Raw genomic sequence first — 14594 nt, 5'->3', positions numbered from 1 at the left:
AAAGCAGATCAGCTTCTACAAAAAACATACGAGGAATAAAAAACCGGATATAAGTCCGGTTTTCACGCATGTGCTCGCTTAAAACTAATGGTTGCAATAGCCACAAACACAACTGCAAATGCTAAAATAAATAAAATTTCCTCGAACACGGATACCGATCTGCCGAAAACGGTTAAGTTAAGCCCCATTGTTTCACGGACAGCTTGAGATAAACCATCGACATCAATCATAATCTTCTTCATCACGTCCACACCATATGTAACAGGATTAAATTTGACAATCACATCAAGCCAGCTTGGCATATTGTTGATAGGAAAAAGAGCGCCAGATAAGAAAATCATCGGCATCACAATAATTTGTACAATCAGCTGAAAGCCTTGTGTAGATTTAATCATACTTGCAAATAACAAGCCAACCCCTGACAAAGCCGCACCTAGTAAGAACATAAAAGGAATAACTTGAATCAGTGAGATAATACTATACGATAATCCTAAAAAAGGGATCAACAAGAACAAAATCATACCTTGAATCGTAGAAACTGTTGCTGCACCTAGCATTTTCCCAACTGCAATACTCACCCGTGAAATCGGAGAAACCAAAATTTCTTTCATGTAGCCGAAGTTTTTATCCTCGATGACAGACATCGCCGAGAATATTGCTGTCATTAATAACGTCATGGCTACAATGCCAGGAAACACGAACTCAACATAATTAAAGCCATTCGAACCGTCTCCCATACCACTAGACATCATCGTTTCCATTGTTCCACTTAAACCACCACCGAATATAAGCAGGAACAATATTGGCATTGAGAATGAACCCAGAAGTCTTGCTCGATCTCGAAAAAATTTCTTTATGTCACGTTGCCAGATTGCTATAATACCTTCCATATGATTACCCCCCTTATTCTTTGATTTTTCTTCCTGTAAAGGCTAAAAATACATCATTTAGTGTTGGCTTGCGAATGTTCAATTTGGTAATTGGTATTTCCAATGTCTTGATGAAAGAGGAAATAAAAGCGTCACTACTAGCGACCTTTAAATGAATCGTATCTTCTTCTACTTTTACTTCGACCGTTTCCATTTTTTCTTCAATTTCTTTCAAAGCAGCCTCGTTATCCTCCGTAGACAGTTCGATAAGGTCACCACCGAGTTGATCTTTGAGAGCGGTAGGTGAATCAATCGCAATTATTTCGCCTTGATCCATGATAGCCACGCGATCACTAATCTCTGCCTCATCTAAATAATGCGTAGTAAGAAACATCGTAATACCTTCTTTTTCCTTGAGCTTTAAAATATATTCCCACAGATGAGCTCTTGTATTAGGATCAAGTCCAACAGTTGGTTCATCTAGGAAAAGCACTTTTGGATAATGAAGAAGTCCACGTGCTATCTCAAGACGACGCTTCATTCCACCGGAATATTCTTCAACACGCTGCTTCTGTACATCGACTAAATCTACAATCTCCAGTACTTCTTGAATTCGGTCATCCCGTTTATGTTTAGGTACATTGTAAAAACGACAGTGTAATTTCAAGTTTTCATTAGCAGTTAATTTTTCATCTAGTGTATTTTCCTGAAAAATGATGCCGATACTTGCACGTACTTCATCCTTTTGTTTTTTAGCATCATAGTCGTTGATGATGATCTCACCGGAAGTGGGCTTGAGCATCGTACAAATCATATTGATCGTTGTACTTTTTCCGGCACCATTAGGACCGAGAAAACCGAAAATTTCGCCTTCTTTGACATCAAAATTAATTGCTTTTACTGCATCTACTTTTTTATATGTCTTAGTTAAATCTTTTACTGAAATGATAGAATTCAATATGTAACCTCCTTATCAAACATAATAGTTATGATATAATAACTATTATCCATTGGATATGGCATTGAGTCAATCTATATGAGGGAGCGAAATAGATGAAAGAACAAGATACATTAACAAATGATTTGGTAGAACAGGCATTAACTGTACTGCCAATACTGCCAAAAAAGATGTTTGGCACATCTCCGATAACTAAAAAAGAAGGACTTCACCCATCACATTTTCATGTGTTACACATCGTCGAGCAAACAGGATCGATTCAAATGGCAGGGATTGCGAAAAAATTAGATATTAATAAATCAAATTTAACTCCTTTAATTCAAAAGCTGATGGAGAAGGAATTCATTGTCAAAACCAAAGATGAAAAGGATCGCCGCATAACATATATTCAAATGACGGAAAAAGGAAAACAGTTTTCAGATGAGAAAAAACAGATTCTTCACAAAATAGTTAAAGAACGTTTTGCAACATTAGCGGATACAGATAAAACTGCTTTAAAAGAAGCGTTTATAACAATTAACTTGATTATGTCTTCATTAGATGAGTGAAAAAAATGTCGAATTTTTCCGGTTGTTCCAACAAAAAACCCCTCTTTTTATAGCAAAAGCTTGTTATAATATGTATAAATATGTCGAAAGGGGATTTTTGTGAATATAGGAAAAAGATTAAAAATAGTGATAGCGCTTATCGCCATTATATTATTAATAGATTTATTTGCTGGAAACTATTTTTATAACCTCGCCATTAAACGCGAACAAAAGACTTTTTTACAAGGGAATGAAGATCTGGAAGTCTCTGCATCAGCGATGGAAGTTTTCACGAAGGGCGGATGGCGAGACTGGGTAGCCAGTCAAGATTTTGATGAATGGCAACTGCAAACGTTTGATGATTTAACTTTACAAGGGTATTATTTACCGTCCAAAACTGATTCCAATAAAACAGTTATTTTTGGTCATGGTTATTTAGGCCAAGCAACTGATATGGGATTATATGCACAATACTATTACGAAGAGTTAGGTTATAATATTTTTCTTTTTGATATGAGAGGGCACGGTAAAAGTGAGGGAGACTATTTTGGTTTTGGCTGGCATGATCGTCTTGATGTGTTAGATTGGACGAATCGAATCATTGAAAGAGTTGGTACTGACGCAGAAATCGTATTACATGGTTTATCCATGGGTGCTGGGGCAATGCTGATGGCGAGTGGTGAAGAACTACCACCTCAAGTACAAGCAATTGTTGCTGATAGTGGCTATACGAATGTATATGACCTTTTTCAATATCAAATGAACCAGATGTACAATTTACCAGCATTCCCGGTATTATCAACTACGAGTTTGGTCACCAATATACGTGCGGATTATTCCTTTTTTGAAGCTTCAGCACTTGATCAGGTGAAGAAGGCTGAAGTACCCATTCTATATTTCCACGGAAAAGAAGATACATTTGTACCATCTGAAATGGCGAAAGAATTATATGAGCAGACTAATAGTCATGCAGAAATATATTTATATGATAATGCCGGACATGGTGAAGCATATGCTATTCACCGGGAAAAATATCAAACGATTTTGTCCGATTTTTTAACAAGATTTATCACGGTGCTGTAAGATCCCCACTGATCATAATCTCACTTTATAGAGAAACAGTAGGTAGATGAGTCACTCATCTACCTTTCTGTTCGCCTCATCCTCCTTGAATAAATGTTTATATTCAAGAAACAATATCTCATATCACGCGCTTTCATGACTCATACTATGTTAAATTAAAAGATTTTTTATAGTAATAAAGTCCTATATGGGTGCGATAAATAGTTTGTTATTATTAGAGATAGGGTATAGTATAATGAAGTAGTTTTTTGAGATTTAATGGAAAAACAGGGGGATTAACATGAAAAAGAAATTATTATTTATCATTCTGTTATTATTGTTATCGCTAGTATTAATGGCGTGTACGCAAAATGACACAGATGAAAGTGAAACAGAGGATCCAGAAAATGAAGTAGAAGAACCAGCAGAAAGTGAAGAGTCTTCCGAGGAAGAAATACCTACGTTCAATGAAGAACAAGCGAAAGAAGTGTTACAAGATTATCGAGACACATTCATGTCTGTCATTGAAAACACGGAGGATGACGGTGCTTTAACAGATTATGATTCAAAAGAAGCGCTAAAAGAAGAGTTTATGACTATTATGTCAGAAGAGTTGGCTGATTCGTATGTTGCCCAATATTTTGAAGAGGACAATGGTAGGGTAAATGTTGTTCCGACTGAAGCCCCTGTGTGGTTTGACGAAGAAAAAGATTTTAGCTTTGAGCAAGTGAATGATTCGGAATATGAGGTAACACAGGAACAATCAAATGAGTTGATTGGAAATGTAAGAATGATATATGTGATTACATTAGCAGACGATTCCTGGATTGTTAGTGAAGTAAGATCTGAAAATTTAAATGAAGAAAATAATCAGAATGGACAAGAAGATGATCAAGCATCATCAGATGAAAACAATTCTGATAATAATCAGGAAACAGATACTGCTGAAATTACCGCGGCAACAGCAGAAGATTTAGTAAAAGAAGAGCTTAATATCTCAGAAAATAGTGACATCCATGTCGTAATGGACCACCAAAATGATGATGGTAATTTTGTCGTTCAAGTATATGAATTAGTTTCCAATGGTGAAACAAGTCATACCGCAACAATTGGTTGGTATATTGTTGATCAAGCTGATGGTACAGTAGAAGAGATGTAAAAGGGAATGGGACAACAAATGTTGCCCCATTTTTTTATGTAAAGATCATATGAAATTTCGGGCTAATTACAATGATTATGAATAGCTTCTTGTTAGGTATTGTTCTTAGTGTATTTACAAGGAAAATTAGGAGCTGTCCCATAGAAATGTTGAATTTCTCATTAATGACGGGAGCCACAATTTTATAGCTCTCCCCGTCGTTTAGACTATTTTTTATCGCGATCTCTACTTACAGTGTTTAGTTCAAATTAAAGAAAGTCATTCTTCTTAATTTTCGAAAAAACTGTCTCAAGTGAACGATGAAAGGAAATAGCTTCATGAACTTTATGCTCAAACAAATCCTTCTGTTCATGAGGATAGCGATCCAGGTCTTCTTGAATTTCAGCTAAGTTGTTAATTTGCAGGTTAAGTGAATCGAGCCAGCGATTAACATAGGTTTTCATGAATTTCTTATACAAATCTTCTCGCGCTTCATATAGATCTTTTCGCACACCTTTCTGCCAGACACGTTCGACTAAATTAAATTCCTGTAACCGGCGAACTGCATAACTCATTGCTGTTTTACTTTTACCTAAAGAATCTTTCATATGGTCTAAAGTCATCGGAGCCTCATTTAAATAAAGTGTAACAAATAATTGAGCTTCTGTTTTATTTAAAGAAAACATTTCAAGTGTTTTCGAAAACTCTGAAATAATTTGATTATTAACTTTCTCTAAATTGGCGTCAGCATCTTGTGTCATAGAAGTTTGACAACCCCTTTCTAATCTCTTAATTAATATTTTTACACTACATAAATAAAAAATCAATGTAAATACTAAGTATATCGTAAGAATAAGGATTTCCATTTGTAAAGTTTAAACTTTACAAACGTAACAAACAGTAAAAGAAGTGTATAAAGCTTGAAATTTATTTATAAAACCTTTAGCATGGTAAAAGTGATCCATAAAACAGGCCGGAGAAAGTCAGAAAAATTGAGGTGATATAAATTCATGTCTGTAATCAAAGTAAAGAATTTATCAAAAATATTTGGTAAAAAAACAAAAGAAGCTCAATCTTTGTTAGATAAAGGCTTTAAAAAAGAAGAAATTTTAGAAAAAACAGGCTGTACAGTCGGTGTAAACCGTGCGTCGTTTGAAGTCGAAGAAGGCGAAGTATTCGTTATTATGGGACTTTCTGGTAGCGGAAAATCGACACTTGTACGATTATTAAATCGCTTGATTGACCCTACGGAAGGTGATGTCGAAGTAGGTGGAGAAAATCTTGCGAAGGTTGGTAAAGAAACATTACGAAAAGTCCGTCGTGAAAAAATGAGCATGGTCTTCCAAAAGTTCGCTTTATTTCCTTTCCGTACTGTGTTAGAAAACGCAGAGTTTGGACTTGAAATTCAGGGGATAAAAAAAGAAGAACGTGCGAAAAAAGCGAAGGAAGCTTTGGAATTAGTAGGGTTAGGAAGTTTTATTCAACAGCATCCCAATCAATTATCAGGCGGTATGCAACAACGTGTTGGTTTAGCTCGTGCTCTGGCTAATGATCCGGAAGTACTGCTAATGGATGAAGCCTTTTCTGCATTAGATCCATTAATTCGAAAAGATATGCAAGATGAGTTGTTAGATCTTCAACAAACAATGAAGAAAACAATTATCTTTATAACGCATGATTTGGACGAGGCTTTACGAATCGGTGATCGAATTGCACTGATGAAAGATGGTTCGATTGTTCAGATCGGTACTCCAGAAGAAATTTTAGTAAGTCCAGCTGATGACTATGTGGAACGATTTGTCGAAGATGTTGACCGTTCCAAAGTATTAACAGCAAGCCATATCATGAAACGACCAGAAACGGTTGATATTGAAAAACATGGTCCAAGAGTCGCTATAGAAAGAATTCGCGAGCAAGGCTTATCAAGCATCTATGTGGTCGATCGCTCTAGACAGTTAAAGGGCTATGTAACAGCAGATGATGTCAAAAAAGCACGAGAAAATGAGGAAAAGGATTTACACAGCATTCTACGAACAGATATGCCAACAGCGGAATTAGAATCTCCTATTCATGAAATTTTTGAAATTATTCATGATGCGCCAGTACCTGTAGCTGTTGTAGAAGATGGCAAGTTAAAAGGTATTATTGTACGTGGTGCTGTAATTGCAGCATTAGCAAATGGAAATGGGGTGACAGAAAATGCTTGATTTTATGCCCCAAATTCCAGTAGCTGAATGGATAAATAGAACAGTTAGTAAGACGAAAGAAAAATTTGAGTTTATTTTCGATCCAATAAAAGAAGATTTTGGTAAATTCGTTGAAACTACAGCGGATTGGTTAAGTCAGGTTCCACCACTGATTGTAATTTTAATCGTCGCTATCATTGCATTCTTTGTATCTGGCAAGAAATTTGGACTAGCTGTTTTTTCAATTGTTGGTCTATGGTTTATCTATAACCAGGGCTTATGGGAAGAGTTAATGTACACATTCACTTTAGTTCTTTTTGCCAGTTTGATATCCATTCTTATAGGTATTCCTGCTGGTATATGGATGTCTAAGAGTAAGTGGGCTCAAACCATTATTACACCAATTTTGGACTTCATGCAGACAATGCCTGCATTCGTTTACTTAATTCCTGCCGTTGTATTCTTTGGTATCGGTATGGTTCCAGGTATTTTTGCATCTGTTGTTTTCGCAACACCACCTGTTGTCCGTTTTACTAATCTAGGTATTCGCCAAGTGTCCGATGAGTTAGTGGAAGCATCTGATGCTTTTGGTACTACTGGATCACAGAAGCTCTTTAAAGTAGAATTACCAATGGCTCGAAAAACGATTATGGCAGGTGTAAACCAAACGGTAATGCTTGCGTTATCCATGGTCGTAATAGCATCCATGATCGGTGCACCAGGGCTAGGTGATAAAGTACTAACAGCTCTGCAACGTTCACAAGAAGGTCCTGGATTTGTAGCAGGTTTTGGTATTGTTATATTAGCGATTATCATTGACAGAGTTTCGCAAAACTTAAACAAAGGTTAAGGTTATAAACTTTCCAGGTCTAATCTGGAAAGTTTAAATATAATAAAATTTAGAAAAGGGGAGATTTATACATGTTTAAAACATGGAAGTCATTTGGAATATTGGCAGTATTAGTTCTAGTATTTGTACTTGCTGCTTGTGGTGCCAGCGATGAAGGCGAAGACACTACAGGTGACGAGGGAAATGAAGAAGAAGCAACAGATGACACTGCTGCTGTAGGTGAAGGTAAAGAAATTGAATTAGTGTACGTAAACTGGGACACTGAAATTGCTTCAACACACGTTGTCGGAAAAGTCTTAGAAGATTTAGGTTATGATGTAAAACGTACATCTATCGAAAATGCAGCAATGTGGGAAGCAGTAGCAAATGGCGAAGCGGATGGCATGGTTGCAGCATGGTTACCAGCAACACATGAAGCGCAATATGAAGAATTCGGTGATCAAGTAGTAGAGTTAGGACCAAACCTTGAAGGTGCTAAAATTGGTCTTGTCGTACCATCTTATATGGATGTTGATTCTATTGCTGACCTTACGGATGAAGTAGATCAGACAATCACTGGTATTGAAGCAGGTGCTGGGGTTGTTGCATCAGCAGAAAGTGCACTTGAAGACTATGATAACTTGAGTGACTGGAGTATACAAACTTCTTCAAGTGGTGCAATGACTACACAACTAGGTGAAGCAATCGACAATGAGGAAAATATTATTGTAACTGGTTGGTCACCACACTGGAAATTCTCTGAGTATGACCTTAAATATCTAGAAGATCCAGAAGGTTCCTTCGGTGACGCTGAAACAATTGAAACAATGGTTCGTGAAGGATTAGAAGAAGATATGCCAAATGCTTATAAAGTATTAGATCAATTCGAGTGGACACAAGAAGACAGTAACTCTGTTATGGTTGATCTTGTAGTAAACGGAGTTGACGCAGAAGAAGCTGCAGCAACTTGGGTTGAAGACAACCAAGAAAAAGTAGCTGAGTGGACTGAAGGCGTAGAATAATTTATAGTTAAATTAGAATCCTCCTCGCAGGAATAGGCGAGGAGGATTTTTTATGTTTTTGAAAAGTGTCCGATATCAAAGCAGATAGAATCAAGAGACTTCTTATATCTATGTTAAAATATGCTAAAAGGAAGAGAGGGTGGTGAGTACGTGAAAACGGTACTTGTAACAGGGACAGGTAGTGGATTTGGTTTTTTAACAACATTAGAACTATTGAGAAATGGTTATAGGGTTGTTGCTACGATGAGAACATTACAGTCACATGAAAAATTAATAGAAGCAGCCAAGCAGGAGCAATTAGCATCAGAATTAGATGTTTTTGAAATGGATGTAACAGATGATGTACAAATCCAACATGTAAAAGAATTCGTACAATCTAAATATAAAAAACTCGATATGTTAGTTAATAATGCCGGTTTTTGCCAAGCGGGATTTATCTCTGACTTATCGGTTGATGCATTTTATAAGCAGATTGATGTTAATCTGCATGGTGTTTTTCGTGTCACCAAAGCGATGCTGCCATTATTAGAGCAGGTAAATAAGGCAAACATCATTAACGTGAGCAGTATTAGTGGGTATGCCGGTTTTCCAGGGATGTCTGCCTATTCTTCATCCAAATTTGCTTTAGAAGGCCTTAGTGAGAGTTTGCGAATCGAATTACTTCCGAAAAACATATTTGTGTCCTTAGTTGAACCAGGATCTTACCAAACAGACATCTGGGCCAAGAGTTTGTCCAGTATTGATTCATCTGAAATGGAAAAGGATCCATTTAAGAGCTCCGTCCTAACCTATGCACAGCAATCATCACAAGCTAGTGCAGATCCACGAGAAGTGGCAGTATTAATTGTTGCTATATGTAATAAAAAGAATCCAAAACTTCGCTATCCAATTGGAAAAGGAGCAAGCATGTTCTCTCTTGCAAAACGCTTTTTACCCTGGTCTTGGTTAGAAATAATAATGTTGAAAAGGTTGAAATAACAAATAAAGGAAAATGTGTTAAGATGGGAGTGGAGGTGAATAAATTGGCAGAAGACATTATTTTATCACTGAAAAATGTGGCCAAATCATACGGAAGTACCCAAGTTTTAGATTCTATTAATCTCGAGGTCTATCAAGGTCAAATTATTGGTTACATAGGGCCAAACGGAGCCGGTAAAAGTACGACCGTCAAAATGATGTTGGGCTTGATTTCAGATTTTGAAGGCGACATCGAAATATTTGGTAAAAATATTAAAACAAGTGGTGTGGCTTATAAAAAACGTATTGGATATGTACCGGAAAATGGAGAAATCTATGATAGCTTAACACCTATTGAATATCTATCTTTTGTCGGTGGACTATATGGCATGGACCATGATGTGATCATTCGAAAAGCAACAGAAATGATGCGCTTATTCGACTTAGAAGATATGTTACATACAAGAATTTCATCTTTTTCAAAAGGGATGAGACAGAAAGTTCTTTTCATAGCTAGCATTATACATAACCCGGATTTACTGTTTTTAGATGAACCATTAAGTGGTCTTGATGCTAACAGTATGATGATTGTCAAAGAGATCCTCGATCAATTAGCAAATCAAGGGAAAACAATTTTCTACTCTTCACATATTATGGACGTGGTCGAGAAAATCAGTAATCGGATTGTTTTGCTTGCTAATGGGCAAATAGTTGCCGATGGTACGTTTGAACAATTACAGCAACAGAATAAAGAAGGCTCCCTCGAAGAAATCTTCAATCAACTGACAGGCTTTGATCAGCATCAGGAAATAGCCAGTTCTTTCGTCTCCATAGTGGAAAATGGTGATACCGATGGATGATTTTAAATCCCTGAAAATTCTAGATAAATTACAACCTCTTTTTCAAAAAGCGCATGTCGATTATCCTATGATGCGTGAGATCCTGCAATTGAAATTAATGATGGATACGAGAAGAGTACCTACGATTTTTAATGAATCAAAGTCGAATTCCGGTAATCAGTTTCTGAAATCACTTGGAATATATGTTCTGATGGGATTAATACTGATTGCTTTCTTATTTGGAGATCACTATATATTTCAAATGAGTATTATTTTTGCGATTGTTATGTTTATTATTATGACCTCGACTATTTCTGACTTCTCAAGTGTATTACTAGATGTCCGGGATAAAATGATTTTAAGCACAAAGCCGGTTGACTCGAAAACGATTAATACTGCGAAGGTTGTACATATTACCATTTATTTATCTCAGCTAACGATCGCTTTTACTGCTATTCCGATGATAATTGGGCTGTTTAACCATGGTATTGTATTCTTTTTATTAAGTCTCATTGCACTGCTTTTTGTTAATTTGTTGATTCTGATTATGACCGCGGTTGTCTATATTTTGATTCTGCGCTTTTTTGATGGAGAGAAGCTTAAGGATATTATTAATTATATTCAAATTCTCTTAAGTATTTCCATGATTGTCGGTTATCAAATTGTAATACGATCCTTTGAATTTGTCGATTTGAATATCAATTATACTTTTGAAGGGTGGCATGTTTTTATGCCGCCGGTCTGGTATGGAGCAATATATGAAATAGCCTTAAATGGAGTAACGGATCCGTCCTATATTATACTCGCGATATTAGGGGTAATTGTTCCATTCATAGCTATTTTACTTTATGTGAAACTGATTCCTTCTTTCGAACGGAATCTGGAAAAGCTTTTATCTAATAATGGTAAGCACAAACAAGCGAAGGAATGGTGGAATCGTTTTTGGTCCAAGGTATTAGTTTGGAACCAAGAAGAACGAGTTTTCTTCGAATTCACAACAAGAATGATCAAAAATGAACGTGATTATAAATTAAAAGTATATCCATCAATTGGTATGGCTTTAGTATTTCCATTTCTTTTTATTATTAATGATCTCACCAATAGTTCGTTGGATGAAATACGATCAAGTGGGTTGTATTTTTCTATGTATTTTAGTTTGTTAATGATTCCTGCCGGTGTACAAATGCTTCAATTTTCAACCAATCAAAAAGCCGCCTGGATTTATCGTGCAACACCGATAAAAAATGAAAATGTTTGTCATCGTGCAGTATTAAAAGCATTTTTTGTTCGATTGTTTATTCCAGTGTATCTAATAGTAAGCGTGTGTTTTCTTTTAATTTTCACAGAAAGGGTTTGGTCCTTTTTAATCGCACTTATTTTAGTGGCTACTATGTACGGTAGAATCTGTTATTATGTATTTTTTAAAAAGGTAATGCCTTTTTCTGAATCATATAAAATTGGTCAAAGTAAACAAAGTGGGCAAGTAATCGCACTTATAGCCGTAACCATTGGATTTGGCTTAATCCATTATGCAACAACTCTTACTGAAATCGGTCCATATATTTTTATAGGTGTATTATTGATCATCAATACCTTTCTATGGAGGAAATAATCACAAAAAAATCATCCCCACCTAAGGGGATGATTTTTTAAATTAATTCTTCAATCTCAGCATTTTCTCTAAGTTCTTCAATTTTGGATTGAATTTCTTCTTGTTTTTCTTGTTGTTTCTGTGTAGTTAGTTGTTGTTTAATCGTAGATTTTACATCTTCTAATGGTGGAAGTTCTTCTTCAGATTGTTCCTTCGCTGTTTCGTAATACTCTTTGATTTCTTCATCTGTTACTTCAATACCAAGTACAGACTCCATATATTTACTAGAAAGCAAATCATTTTCAAGTTGTAGTTTGTAAGTTTCTTTCGTAAATCCACTAGACTCAAGAAGAGTAGCGAACTCATCCCCATATTGTTCTTCTAAAGCAGCCATTTCATTTTCAACTTCTTCTTGTTCAACGGTTAAACCTTCTTCTTCAGCATCTTGGCGGATCAATTCTTGGGTAATTAATTCACTCAACGTTTGATTTTTAATGGCTTCAGTATCTTCTACATCTTGTCCAGACTGTTGTAACGTGCCTTTCACAAGTGGATACATTCTGTTATAGGAAGAACCACTAATTTCTTCACCATTAATCGTGGCGACAGCTTGATCTTCCTCTACCAATTCTTCATCACTTACCATATCTTGTTGTTCTGTTCCTTCAGTTGGTTCACCTTGTTCTTCATTTTCACCTTCAGCTGCGTCTTCACCCTCTGGTGTTTCTTCCGTTGCAGATTCCTCGGTATTGTTTTCTTCTGCTGCATCTTCATCATCATTCCCACATGCAACAGTGATAATAGCTAAACTCATCATCATTAAAAGCATTAATATTCTCTTCATTGATTACAACCTCCATAAAACTCATTGTTTGTCCATTCAAACATATATTATAGGAAAATTGCAAGTTATACCATTTTTAGCATTTTTAACTTCAATCCTATCATGCCAGTCATTCCCTTGTATTATTACATTTAAACAACAAAAAAAATGCATTTTCCACACTTTTTCCATAGTGTTGTTTTTCCTTTTCATTATTGGGAATACTAGAAATAGGAGTGAAAATGAATGAAAGATATGTCGAAGATAGCTATCGTTACTTTAATTGTTGGATTTATCATCATTATTTTAACTATGTCGCTTTTTATCGAATTAGCAGGTGATGTACTGGAGGAAGAAAAGTTTTTCGCCGATCGCATTTTTCAGGAAAATATCGTCTTTGCAGAGGAAACGTGGATTCATCAGATGATGGAAGTGGTAACAGAAGCTGGTTCCGTTATTTTTTTAACAATTGCTTCGGTCATACTTGCTGTTTATCTCTTTTTTGCGAAAAAAAGTAAGTGGTATAGTTTGTTTTTCAGCATTAATATGGTAGGGATCAGTCTATTAACACAAGTGTTGAAGGTTATATTTGAACGGGAACGACCAGAATTAATTGCCCAATATGGAGGAACAGGATTTAGCTTTCCTAGTGGACATTCGACTGGTTCGATTGCATTTTACGGTTTTATTATGTACTTACTCTGGAAAAAAGTATCAGCTAAATGGCTAAAATGGTTATCTGTTCTGTTTTTTGCATGTTTAGCGATTGTGATTGCTTTTAGTCGCGTCGTACTGGGGGTTCATTTTTTTACGGATATTGTAGCAGGTATGTCATTAGGATTGGCATGGCTGATCACTTGTATGATTGCTTTAGAATTTTTCCTTTGGAGGGGAAGAAAAAAGCGTAATTCCTAATGAAAGAATTACGCATTCATCATCTAACATAAACATGGGGGAATATGAAAATTGGTATTAAATGTATAAGGTGGTGCTGGTTTCAAGGACGGTATACCACCATATGCAGGCGGATTTTGTACGTAACGGAAGTTGGAACAACCATCCATGGAACGGCCGTATGCCCATCTTCCTTCTGCGCTTTCGTCCCCTTGTGAGAAGTTATAAAAATCATATGCTACTTGCTGTTTCTCAAGACTACGAGGGAAAGTGGAAGGAACCACTACTCCTTCTTTTTCTTCTAATTCTTCAATCGCAGCTAACCACATATTTTGGTGCATTGTATCACGGGCAATTAAGAAGGAAAGCATATCTTTTACACCGCGATCAGATGTCATTTCATACAGTCTAGATACTTGTAAGCGTCCTTGAGATTCCGCATTTAAATTCGCACGAAAATCTGCTAGCAGGTTCCCACTTGCAATAATATAATCTGCTGTCCATCGATTACCAATACTGTCCCCAGGCATTGCACCCAACCCGGATACAATTGCATGTTGTGGATTCATCCCGCCAATAATCGCACCTAGAACAGGATCTTTTGCCGCTTCTTCCAAGTCACCAACAGGTGCATCATCTAAGAGGCGAGCAATCATCGTTGATAACATCTCAACATGTGCTATTTCTTCTGTACCGACGTCCATTAACAAATCCTTATATTTACCATCCATTCGAACATTCCAGCCTTGAAATAAGTATTGCATGGTAACCGAAATCTCTCCGAATTGACCGCCCAATACTTCTTGCAGCTGTTTCGCAAAAAGCGGATCAGGACGATCAGGTTTAGCTGGATATTGCAATTCCTTCACATGATAGAACATGTAATCACATCCTTAAAA

The 14594-nt window shown here is 36.3% G+C and carries 15 protein-coding genes; 10 read left to right on the top strand and 5 right to left on the bottom strand.

What is annotated here, in order from left to right:
• Nucleotides 1–62 precede the first annotated feature (62 nt).
• Both BM121_RS04920 and BM121_RS04915 read right to left on the bottom strand, forming a co-directional pair.
• Nucleotides 63–890: an ABC transporter permease gene (locus BM121_RS04920; protein ID WP_091481953.1), complete on the bottom strand. Its 828-nt coding sequence runs from the start codon at nt 888–890 to the stop codon at nt 63–65.
• 13 nt (nt 891–903) lie between these two features.
• Entirely contained in the window at nt 904–1827 is a 924-nt protein-coding gene (locus BM121_RS04915) for an ABC transporter ATP-binding protein (RefSeq protein ID WP_091481950.1), read from the bottom strand.
• Nucleotides 1828–1922: 95 nt separating this feature from the next.
• Here BM121_RS04915 and BM121_RS04910 point away from each other — a divergent pair, with 95 nt between their 5' ends.
• From BM121_RS04910 to BM121_RS04900, 3 genes are all read left to right on the top strand, one after another.
• On the top strand, nt 1923–2375 hold the full coding sequence (locus BM121_RS04910) for a MarR family transcriptional regulator (RefSeq protein ID WP_091481948.1): 453 nt from the start codon (nt 1923–1925) through the stop codon (nt 2373–2375).
• A 99-nt stretch (nt 2376–2474) separates the two neighbouring features.
• Nucleotides 2475–3437, top strand: coding sequence for an alpha/beta hydrolase (locus tag BM121_RS04905; protein WP_091481945.1), 963 nt, complete (start codon nt 2475–2477; stop codon nt 3435–3437).
• 280 nt (nt 3438–3717) lie between these two features.
• Entirely contained in the window at nt 3718–4575 is an 858-nt protein-coding gene (locus tag BM121_RS04900) for a hypothetical protein (protein ID WP_091481942.1), read from the top strand.
• A 248-nt stretch (nt 4576–4823) separates the two neighbouring features.
• Here BM121_RS04900 and BM121_RS04895 read toward each other — a convergent pair whose 3' ends face one another.
• Nucleotides 4824–5315 carry a GbsR/MarR family transcriptional regulator gene (locus BM121_RS04895; RefSeq protein WP_091481937.1) on the bottom strand — a complete coding sequence of 164 codons (492 nt, stop codon included), beginning with the start codon at nt 5313–5315 and terminating at the stop codon, nt 4824–4826.
• A gap of 249 nt (nt 5316–5564) precedes the next feature.
• On the opposite strand from BM121_RS04895, the gene BM121_RS04890 reads away from it, so the two are divergent.
• The 6 genes from BM121_RS04890 to BM121_RS04865 all read left to right on the top strand — a co-directional run bounded on the left by BM121_RS04890 (nt 5565) and on the right by BM121_RS04865 (nt 11999).
• Nucleotides 5565–6761, top strand: a complete 1197-nt coding sequence (locus BM121_RS04890) for a quaternary amine ABC transporter ATP-binding protein (RefSeq protein WP_091481934.1) — start codon at nt 5565–5567, stop codon at nt 6759–6761.
• Nucleotides 6754–7590, top strand: coding sequence for an ABC transporter permease (locus BM121_RS04885; protein WP_091481931.1), 837 nt, complete (start codon nt 6754–6756; stop codon nt 7588–7590). Before BM121_RS04890 ends, BM121_RS04885 begins: the two co-directional genes overlap by 8 nt.
• 71 nt (nt 7591–7661) lie before the next feature.
• Nucleotides 7662–8591: a glycine betaine ABC transporter substrate-binding protein gene (locus tag BM121_RS04880; protein ID WP_091481929.1), complete on the top strand. Its 930-nt coding sequence runs from the start codon at nt 7662–7664 to the stop codon at nt 8589–8591.
• A gap of 150 nt (nt 8592–8741) precedes the next feature.
• Nucleotides 8742–9569 (top strand): SDR family oxidoreductase, encoded by an 828-nt coding sequence (locus tag BM121_RS04875; protein ID WP_091481926.1) that lies wholly within the window; start codon nt 8742–8744, stop codon nt 9567–9569.
• A gap of 44 nt (nt 9570–9613) precedes the next feature.
• The gene (locus BM121_RS04870; protein ID WP_091481923.1) at nt 9614–10408 is read left to right on the top strand and encodes an ABC transporter ATP-binding protein; all 795 of its coding nucleotides are present in this window, start codon (nt 9614–9616) and stop codon (nt 10406–10408) included.
• Nucleotides 10401–11999 (top strand): hypothetical protein, encoded by a 1599-nt coding sequence (locus tag BM121_RS04865; protein ID WP_091481921.1) that lies wholly within the window; start codon nt 10401–10403, stop codon nt 11997–11999. The genes BM121_RS04870 and BM121_RS04865 overlap by 8 nt, the downstream gene beginning before the upstream one ends.
• Nucleotides 12000–12036: 37 nt before the next feature.
• Here BM121_RS04865 and BM121_RS04860 read toward each other — a convergent pair whose 3' ends face one another.
• A complete protein-coding gene (locus BM121_RS04860) occupies nt 12037–12822 on the bottom strand; it encodes a SurA N-terminal domain-containing protein (RefSeq protein ID WP_091481918.1) in 786 nt (261 codons plus the stop codon).
• Between the two features lie 225 nt (nt 12823–13047).
• Between BM121_RS04860 and BM121_RS04855 the strand changes: the two genes are divergently transcribed.
• The gene (locus BM121_RS04855) at nt 13048–13716 is read left to right on the top strand and encodes a phosphatase PAP2 family protein (RefSeq protein WP_091481916.1); all 669 of its coding nucleotides are present in this window, start codon (nt 13048–13050) and stop codon (nt 13714–13716) included.
• Between the two features lie 23 nt (nt 13717–13739).
• On the opposite strand, the gene BM121_RS04850 is transcribed toward BM121_RS04855, so the two are convergent.
• Nucleotides 13740–14576 carry a manganese catalase gene (locus tag BM121_RS04850; protein ID WP_091481913.1) on the bottom strand — a complete coding sequence of 279 codons (837 nt, stop codon included), beginning with the start codon at nt 14574–14576 and terminating at the stop codon, nt 13740–13742.
• Between the last annotated feature and the right edge of the window lie 18 nt (nt 14577–14594).

The sequence above is a fragment of the Gracilibacillus orientalis genome, assembly GCF_900114645.1.
GTDB lineage: Bacteria > Bacillota > Bacilli > Bacillales > Amphibacillaceae > Gracilibacillus > Gracilibacillus orientalis.
Note: the sequence above shows the minus strand (reverse complement) of the source record. Positions and strands in the feature narration are given on the sequence as shown.

Excerpts from the sequence above, each read along its gene's own strand:
- BM121_RS04920 (WP_091481953.1), bottom strand. The coding sequence starts at position 890 with ATGGAAGGTATTATAGCAATCTGGCAACGTGACATAAAGAAATTTTTT.
- BM121_RS04910 (WP_091481948.1), top strand. The coding sequence starts at position 1,923 with ATGAAAGAACAAGATACATTAACAAATGATTTGGTAGAACAGGCATTA.
- BM121_RS04900 (WP_091481942.1), top strand. The coding sequence starts at position 3,718 with ATGAAAAAGAAATTATTATTTATCATTCTGTTATTATTGTTATCGCTA.
- BM121_RS04895 (WP_091481937.1), bottom strand. The coding sequence starts at position 5,315 with ATGACACAAGATGCTGACGCCAATTTAGAGAAAGTTAATAATCAAATT.
- BM121_RS04890 (WP_091481934.1), top strand. The coding sequence starts at position 5,565 with ATGTCTGTAATCAAAGTAAAGAATTTATCAAAAATATTTGGTAAAAAA.
- BM121_RS04885 (WP_091481931.1), top strand. The coding sequence starts at position 6,754 with ATGCTTGATTTTATGCCCCAAATTCCAGTAGCTGAATGGATAAATAGA.
- BM121_RS04880 (WP_091481929.1), top strand. The coding sequence starts at position 7,662 with ATGTTTAAAACATGGAAGTCATTTGGAATATTGGCAGTATTAGTTCTA.
- BM121_RS04865 (WP_091481921.1), top strand. The coding sequence starts at position 10,401 with ATGGATGATTTTAAATCCCTGAAAATTCTAGATAAATTACAACCTCTT.
- BM121_RS04860 (WP_091481918.1), bottom strand. The coding sequence starts at position 12,822 with ATGAAGAGAATATTAATGCTTTTAATGATGATGAGTTTAGCTATTATC.
- BM121_RS04855 (WP_091481916.1), top strand. The coding sequence starts at position 13,048 with ATGAAAGATATGTCGAAGATAGCTATCGTTACTTTAATTGTTGGATTT.
- BM121_RS04850 (WP_091481913.1), bottom strand. The coding sequence starts at position 14,576 with ATGTTCTATCATGTGAAGGAATTGCAATATCCAGCTAAACCTGATCGT.